The following is a 6119-nucleotide window of genomic DNA, read 5'->3' as shown; positions in this document are numbered from 1 at the left end:
CCCGGATTCGCAGAGACATGTGGCTCTGTTGCCCCGTTCCATTTTATTCCGCGACTCCCACACCACCCACTAATAACTGACGTCCTTTTCGCGCCCCCCGCCGCAAATGGTGGGCCGGGCTTTTTGCATTTTCCCTCGCATTCTGTACGATCTTTCTTTCGCGACAGGGCGGCTCGATCCGGCGCTGCCCGACCAAGATGCGCGTTAGGCATGGGAGATGGTGTCATGCTTGCCAAGGTCCTGACACAAGCGGCAGTCCTGACAGCCGGGGCGCTTCTGTTTGCCGCGACGGCCCACGCCCGGCCGGACAGCCGCGCGATGACGTGCGAACAGACACAGCTTCTGATCCAGAGGCATCGCTCGGTGGTGCTGACCACCGGCCAGAACACCTACGATCGATACGTCCGCCAATTCGGCAATGAATGCGACTGGCCGCAGGTGCCGCGCGCCGCTTATATCAAGACGCGTGACGGTCAATGTCCGGTCTATCGCTGCCAGGATCCGGTCTTCGACCTCCCGGACTGAAAGCAAGGGTTTTTCATCCGACCGCCGATGCAGAATGCGGAAGGCGGTGGCTCATTCCTCGTCGAAAGGACCACCTTCCCGTTGGAGATCGCGCGAAATGACGCGTTCATCGGTGTCGTCCGGCAAGGCCTCGTCGCTTTCCTGGTAAGCGTTATCGTCGTCCTCCTCCGGCAGTTCGCCGCTTTTCTCGACGTCGTAGCGAATATCGCCGTTTTGCGGCACGCCGTCAGGGAGGATTCTCCCGCTCCGGATGGCGTCCCAGTCCTGCTGCTGGATCGTCGGGCTCTCCGTCTCGTCGTCGGTTCGTTCTTTCCTGCGCGGTTTCATCGCGGTTCTCCATAATGTCAGGGGCCCTGAATTGGCTCAGTGGTTGAACTCATAAGTCTGGCGGCCGGTTCCGGGCCGCTGCGGTCCGGGCGCATTGCCGCACGACGGAACCAATCGCGCCTGCCCGCCTTCACATTCAGAAGATACTGGCGCGAAAGGAGCTCGACATGAGACCGCTCATTTTCTTGCCGTATATGCTAGGTGCGCTGCTGCTGGCGGTGCCGGCGGCCGCGCAGCCGGGCGAACAGGCGCAATCCGACCGCTGCAAAGTCGAGCTGCCCGACAAGAACAGCGAGCAGCAGAAGCCGGCCGGCAACAATTTGTCCGATACGCTCGAGCCATGCGGTGGGGTGCTGAAGCCCCCGCCAACGGGCGATCAGGGCATGGCGGCGCCACCGCCGGATGAGGGCAAGACCCCGGTGATCAAGCCCGGCGAGGTGCCGCCACAGCCGCCAAAGCAGTAGCAGCGACGAGCGGCAACTTCGCGCCGCTTGCGCCGGCAGGTTTGTTGCACTCGCTTAGGAACATTAGCTTGTCCTAAATGTTATTTCAGACGCAGTAGATATCACCCCCCTCCGGTATCGCTGCTGATCGGGAAACCGATCGGCCCGCGTCTTGCGACGCGGGCCACCGCAGTTCATTCGCAGTCCATTCGCCGCATCGCGCGGGCACTTCACCGGTGTTCGATTAGCCGCCACTTACGGAACAACAAGGTGGCGTGGGCGTTTGCCTAGAGGGTTCGCCGCTTCGACCGGAATGCCGCGTCGCAATTGTAAGGGCGAGGCCCGTAACAACAGGAGTAGACGATGAAAATCCACCTTGTTCCTGCTGCGGCGGGATTGGCGTTGCTTGCCGGCGTCGGCGTGGCCACCGCGGACCAGGTGATTGTCACGCCCGAACAGCAGACGGTCATCCGCGAATACGTCCACAAGCACCCGCTTGCGTCGATCAGTCTTCTGGGGGTGGAGCTCAATATCGGTTCCACGTTGCCCGATACGGTCGAGCTGCAACCGATCGATGTTCCAGACGTGCGGTACAGATACGTCGTCGTCGGCAATCGCACCGTGCTCGTCGACCCAGGCACCCGCAAGATAGTGCAGGTCATCGAGTGATCGGCGTTGCCAAACCGCGAACCGGGTTTGGAAAGGTCACGGTCTAATAACCAAATCAGAGCTCCATCCCGCGCGATCGGGATGGAGCCGCCGTCTCGAAACAAGGAAAGGAGCCATTCCCATGCTGCCGCATGTCGAGCCGGTCAACGTGGCCGCCGCCGTCGACAAACTGCTTGCTGAACGAGGCGATGGCCTGCTGTCGATGAAGGCGGCGATAGCACTGTTGCGCGAACGCACCGGAACCGAGCGCTCGGACGCCGACCTTGAAGGGCTGATCATCAAGAAGGCGGCGCTCCTTGGCGTCGCTGTCCTGTGTGACAGAGAGGCTCAATGACGGTGTTGCCTGCGCCTCAAGACGCGGGTCGAAATTTCAGCTAGAACAGCGTTGCTTACGCATGAACCGAGCCGACGGAGGTATCAGTGACGGACAGGCAGGAACGGATTCGCCAGCGGGCACACGCGATCTGGGAACAGGCAGGCAGGCCCGATGGGGCGCATCAGCAGCATTGGGATCAGGCTACCACAGAAATCGACACGGAAATCGCCGCGAAAGAGAAGACCGCCAGCCGGCCGAAGCCGAAAGCACGCCAGCCTAAGCCGGCGCCCGTCACCAAGGACGGAAGCAAACCCAAGGCGCGACCACGCAAAGCGTGAACGAGCGGATTTAGGCAGACTTGGATTGAACGCGTCCAAACGGCAGAATTCAGATCCATTATAGGCTACGTTCATGGTATAGGCCCGGCCGCCTTGGGCGATTATGTACTTTACAAACACGGCGATGCCTGATACCTTGAATCCACAGTAGGAATCCGGGTTATGAGCGTCCTTTCCGAGCCACATTTCCACAACGAAGAAGCTGCTTTTGAGCGGCTGGAAGCGATTGTTTGGCCCGAAGGTCCGATTTGCCCGAAGTGCGGCAACTGCGAACAGGCGCGCATTACCCGAGTCTCTGGCCCAACCGCTCGCACCGGCCTTCGCCGCTGCTTGGAGTGCAAGAAGCAATTCACCGTGAAGGTCGGAACGGTGTTCGAATCAAGCCATGTGCCGCTGCACAAGTGGTGGCAAGCGGCGCACCTTCTTGCGTCCAGCAAGAAGGGTATCAGCGCTCACCAACTGCATCGGACTTTGCAGGTCCAGTACAAGACCGCGTGGTTCATGTTCCATCGCTTGCGTGAGGCTATGCGTGACGGGGTGCTGTCCCCAATGGGCGGCGATGGCAAACAGGTCGAAGTTGACGAAACCTACATCGGCCGCCTGAAAGGCGCTCCGGTGAAGCGTGGCGGCGGCGCTCACAAGAATTCTGTCGTTACGCTGGTCGAACGTGGCGGTCGCGCTCGTTCCTTCCATGTCGATACCGCTCGCATGGGCAATGTCATGCCGATCGTTCGCGCCAACATCGCGCGGGAAAGCGCGCTCATGACTGACGAGTCCGGCATCTATCGCCGCGCCGGTCAGGATTTCGCCTCTCACGATTTTGTCACGCACTCCAAAGACGAGTATGTTCGCGGTGACGTGCATACGAATACCGTGGAAGGCTACTATTCGATCTTCAAGCGTGGCATGAAGGGCATCTATCAGCATTGCGGTGAGCAGCACTTGCACCGCTATCTTGCTGAATTCGACTTTCGCTACAGCAACCGCATCGCGCTTGGCGTCGATGACAACAACCGGACGGTAAGGGCTATGGCTGGCATCGTTGGAAAACGACTGAAGTACCGGGACTCATCGGGCGTCGGGGCGGAATAGGCGAGAAAATGGACCGTGTCGTCATAACGGTGCACCCCACCGTCTCCGACGAAAAGTTGCTGAGCGTCACCGACGCCATGCAGCAGGTTCTCGACCACATGAAGCTATTTGAGGCCGCTCAGCAGTCGATGGGCGACCCGCACTCGCGTTTTGAGTGGAGGCTGGAGAAAGCCAGCACCAATAGCCCGTTTACTGTCGTTGCCGTTGCGCAAGCGTCCAATCCTTCGGTCAATGTGTCGGCCATGGCTAAGCGCGTCAAAGCCGAAGTCTCGCAAGGTCTTCGGAGCCTCATGACGCGCGGCACTCCTCCGGAATGGATGACGCACGATACCTTCGCTGTTGCCAAAGGCATCTTCGCCAGAAATCTAAACGGCATCGGTGAGACTTATATTGATTTTGAAGACGGTGACGTGATCTCGATCACGCCCGATCAGGCGAAAGCCGGTATCAACACGCTTGATGCTTTCAACGTGATGGATTTCGAGCAAGATCTAGTGCCGCGACAGTCGTTCGGCGAGATTGAAGGCGTGATGCTTGCGGCTGGTCGCTATCGCAATAGAGAGGCTATCCAGATCAAAAACGAAATGTATGGCTTCATCTGGTGCACTCTTTCCAGAGACCTAATCGAAAGGTTCGGTGACGAGCATTCCATGAGCGATATTTGGAAGGGAAAAACCCTTGGGGTACATGGGCGGCTCAACTACATCGCCGGCGGAAAATTGCAGACCATAGACGCGGTCGAAGTGCGGGAAATTGAGTTTGCCCCTCTTGTGAATTTGGAAGCGATACTTGATCCTGATTTTACGGCGGGGATGGACCCTCACGAATATTTAGAGCAATTGCACGAAGGGCGGCTTGGCTAAAAGAGTGTATTGGGATTCCTGTACGTTTCTCGGCCTCATAAACCAGGAGCCGGGCAAGCTGAATAATTGTGCCGCAGTGTGGAAGGAAGCCGAAGCCGGCGACGTACTGATCTACACGCCATTCTTCACCTTTGCGGAGGTCTTCAAGGCGAAGTGCGAGGACGCCGGCAAGCCGCTTTCTGAGGATGGCGATAAGCAAATCGAATTGTTGCTGCGGCAAAGATGGATTCGCGCGGTCGTCGTTGACGAAAAGATTGGTGTCGCCTGTCGAAGGCTTATGAGACATCACACCGAATGCAAGAAGCCCTCCGATGGCATCCATTTGGCAACGGCGCTGGCCTTGAACGTCGATGAGATGCACACGTTCGATGGCGCCGATTTGCTCAAGCTGGACGGTAAGGTGAACCGCGCTGATGGCAAGCCGCTGAAAATCTGCCCTCCAAAACCAACGCCTAAGCCACCTAAGCCGCAGCACGATATATTTGAGGGCGCCCAATGACCGCGAAGCACAAGTCCGCAAAGCGGGATGACGCAACACAGTCGCGCGCGTTCATAGAGAAGGCGCGCGAGATTGAAGCGGACGAAGGGAAATCCGATGCCGATGCCCTAATGGGCAAGCTGGCGCGTACCCCGGCTGACCACAAGCAAAAGCCGAAGGGCAAGAAGGCACGATGAGCGTCGTCAGCGGTGTGGTGCTTTGTACATCTATTGCTGAAGATTGTTCGAGCCCGAACGGTCAGCCCGTTCTTTTCGAGCGCATACAGGAGTGGCTAGCGGAGCGCGCCGGCCCCTTCCAACAACTTAACAGCGTCGAGGCTAGCTTTGGCGGCAGCAAGCATCCGCAAATGTTTGTAGCTGGCGGCGGCTTCAACCATTTCTCCGAAGACGACTTTGCGGCCTACGTGATGTCGCTGCCTTGGCAAAACCCAGAAAACGTTGTGTTGGTGATCGACCCCGAAGAGGGGGCTACCCGCGTCTTCAGACCTCCCTGTTTGTAAAGTACATAATCGCCCCGCCTTGTCCGGATCGGTCCGGTCACGGCGGAACTGCCCTGCCCAGGCAATGGCAACAGCCATTCCTCGTGCCTGCCAGTGCAGAGCTCATATTCAGGCGCGAGATTCGTCGGCGCCAAGCCCGCCATCCCAATGGCGGGCTACTTACCGCCTTGCACGTGGCGGCAGCAGGGCGGGGCTCACACGAGCACGCGCCTCAGTGTGTTTGACGGCCAGGATCCGGCGAAGCGGACGCTCCGTCTTCCAAGGCGTCCCAGCCCACGGCGGGGCTTCTTTGCATCAGCTGAGGGCACGCAAACTCCGCCAGATCGGTTTCCGCGAAGCCGTCGAACTCGATAGCCGCCCCGTAGAGCTGGGCTGCTTGCATGACGAGCCATTCGATGTCTTCGCGCGCAACATTCTCGGCGAGGTTCTGCAGTCGCGCGGCTTCGGCGACAGCAGTCAGATTGATGGCAATCCCGGACCGCAATGTAGCCCGAACTCGGGAACTGACGTCTTCGTGCAGGCGAACCGAAAATCCGTAGCGCATGGAA

At 58.9% G+C, this 6119-nt stretch carries 12 protein-coding genes; 10 read left to right on the top strand and 2 right to left on the bottom strand.

From position 1 onward, the window contains the following. The first annotated feature begins 225 nt into the window (after nt 1-225). Nucleotides 226-525 carry a hypothetical protein gene (locus NKJ28_RS30135; RefSeq protein ID WP_023675763.1) on the top strand — a complete coding sequence of 100 codons (300 nt, stop codon included), beginning with the start codon at nt 226-228 and terminating at the stop codon, nt 523-525. 51 nt (nt 526-576) lie between these two features. Here the strand turns inward: NKJ28_RS30135 and NKJ28_RS30130 are convergent, their stop codons facing one another. Then, complete coding sequence (locus tag NKJ28_RS30130; protein ID WP_023675764.1) at nt 577-852, bottom strand: hypothetical protein; 276 nt, start codon at nt 850-852, stop codon at nt 577-579. Nucleotides 853-1019: 167 nt separating this feature from the next. On the opposite strand from NKJ28_RS30130, the gene NKJ28_RS30125 reads away from it, so the two are divergent. From NKJ28_RS30125 to NKJ28_RS30085, 9 genes are all read left to right on the top strand, one after another. Further along, complete coding sequence (locus NKJ28_RS30125; protein WP_023675765.1) at nt 1020-1316, top strand: hypothetical protein; 297 nt, start codon at nt 1020-1022, stop codon at nt 1314-1316. A 342-nt stretch (nt 1317-1658) separates the two neighbouring features. Continuing rightward, on the top strand, nt 1659-1964 hold the full coding sequence (locus NKJ28_RS30120; protein WP_023675766.1) for a DUF1236 domain-containing protein: 306 nt from the start codon (nt 1659-1661) through the stop codon (nt 1962-1964). 121 nt (nt 1965-2085) lie between these two features. After that, on the top strand, nt 2086-2298 hold the full coding sequence (locus NKJ28_RS30115) for a hypothetical protein (RefSeq protein ID WP_352594171.1): 213 nt from the start codon (nt 2086-2088) through the stop codon (nt 2296-2298). Between the two features lie 86 nt (nt 2299-2384). Next, nucleotides 2385-2618, top strand: a complete 234-nt coding sequence (locus NKJ28_RS30110) for a DUF2934 domain-containing protein (protein WP_352594170.1) — start codon at nt 2385-2387, stop codon at nt 2616-2618. A 162-nt stretch (nt 2619-2780) separates the two neighbouring features. Further along, nucleotides 2781-3710, top strand: a complete 930-nt coding sequence (locus tag NKJ28_RS30105) for an IS1595 family transposase (RefSeq protein WP_352614486.1) — start codon at nt 2781-2783, stop codon at nt 3708-3710. Between the two features lie 8 nt (nt 3711-3718). Next, on the top strand, nt 3719-4573 hold the full coding sequence (locus NKJ28_RS30100; protein WP_352614488.1) for a hypothetical protein: 855 nt from the start codon (nt 3719-3721) through the stop codon (nt 4571-4573). Continuing rightward, entirely contained in the window at nt 4566-5072 is a 507-nt protein-coding gene (locus NKJ28_RS30095) for a type II toxin-antitoxin system VapC family toxin (protein ID WP_352638181.1), read from the top strand. Before NKJ28_RS30100 ends, NKJ28_RS30095 begins: the two co-directional genes overlap by 8 nt. After that, complete coding sequence (locus tag NKJ28_RS30090) at nt 5069-5248, top strand: hypothetical protein (protein WP_352614490.1); 180 nt, start codon at nt 5069-5071, stop codon at nt 5246-5248. The genes NKJ28_RS30095 and NKJ28_RS30090 overlap by 4 nt, the downstream gene beginning before the upstream one ends. After that, on the top strand, nt 5245-5571 hold the full coding sequence (locus NKJ28_RS30085; protein WP_352614491.1) for a hypothetical protein: 327 nt from the start codon (nt 5245-5247) through the stop codon (nt 5569-5571). Before NKJ28_RS30090 ends, NKJ28_RS30085 begins: the two co-directional genes overlap by 4 nt. Before the next feature lie 211 nt (nt 5572-5782). Here NKJ28_RS30085 and NKJ28_RS30080 read toward each other — a convergent pair whose 3' ends face one another. Continuing rightward, nucleotides 5783-6115, bottom strand: a complete 333-nt coding sequence (locus NKJ28_RS30080; protein ID WP_023675769.1) for a hypothetical protein — start codon at nt 6113-6115, stop codon at nt 5783-5785. Between the last annotated feature and the right edge of the window lie 4 nt (nt 6116-6119).

The organism is Mesorhizobium sp. M0145 (genome assembly GCF_040322355.1).
In the GTDB taxonomy this organism is placed as follows: domain Bacteria; phylum Pseudomonadota; class Alphaproteobacteria; order Rhizobiales; family Rhizobiaceae; genus Mesorhizobium.
Note: the sequence above shows the minus strand (reverse complement) of the source record. Positions and strands in the feature narration are given on the sequence as shown.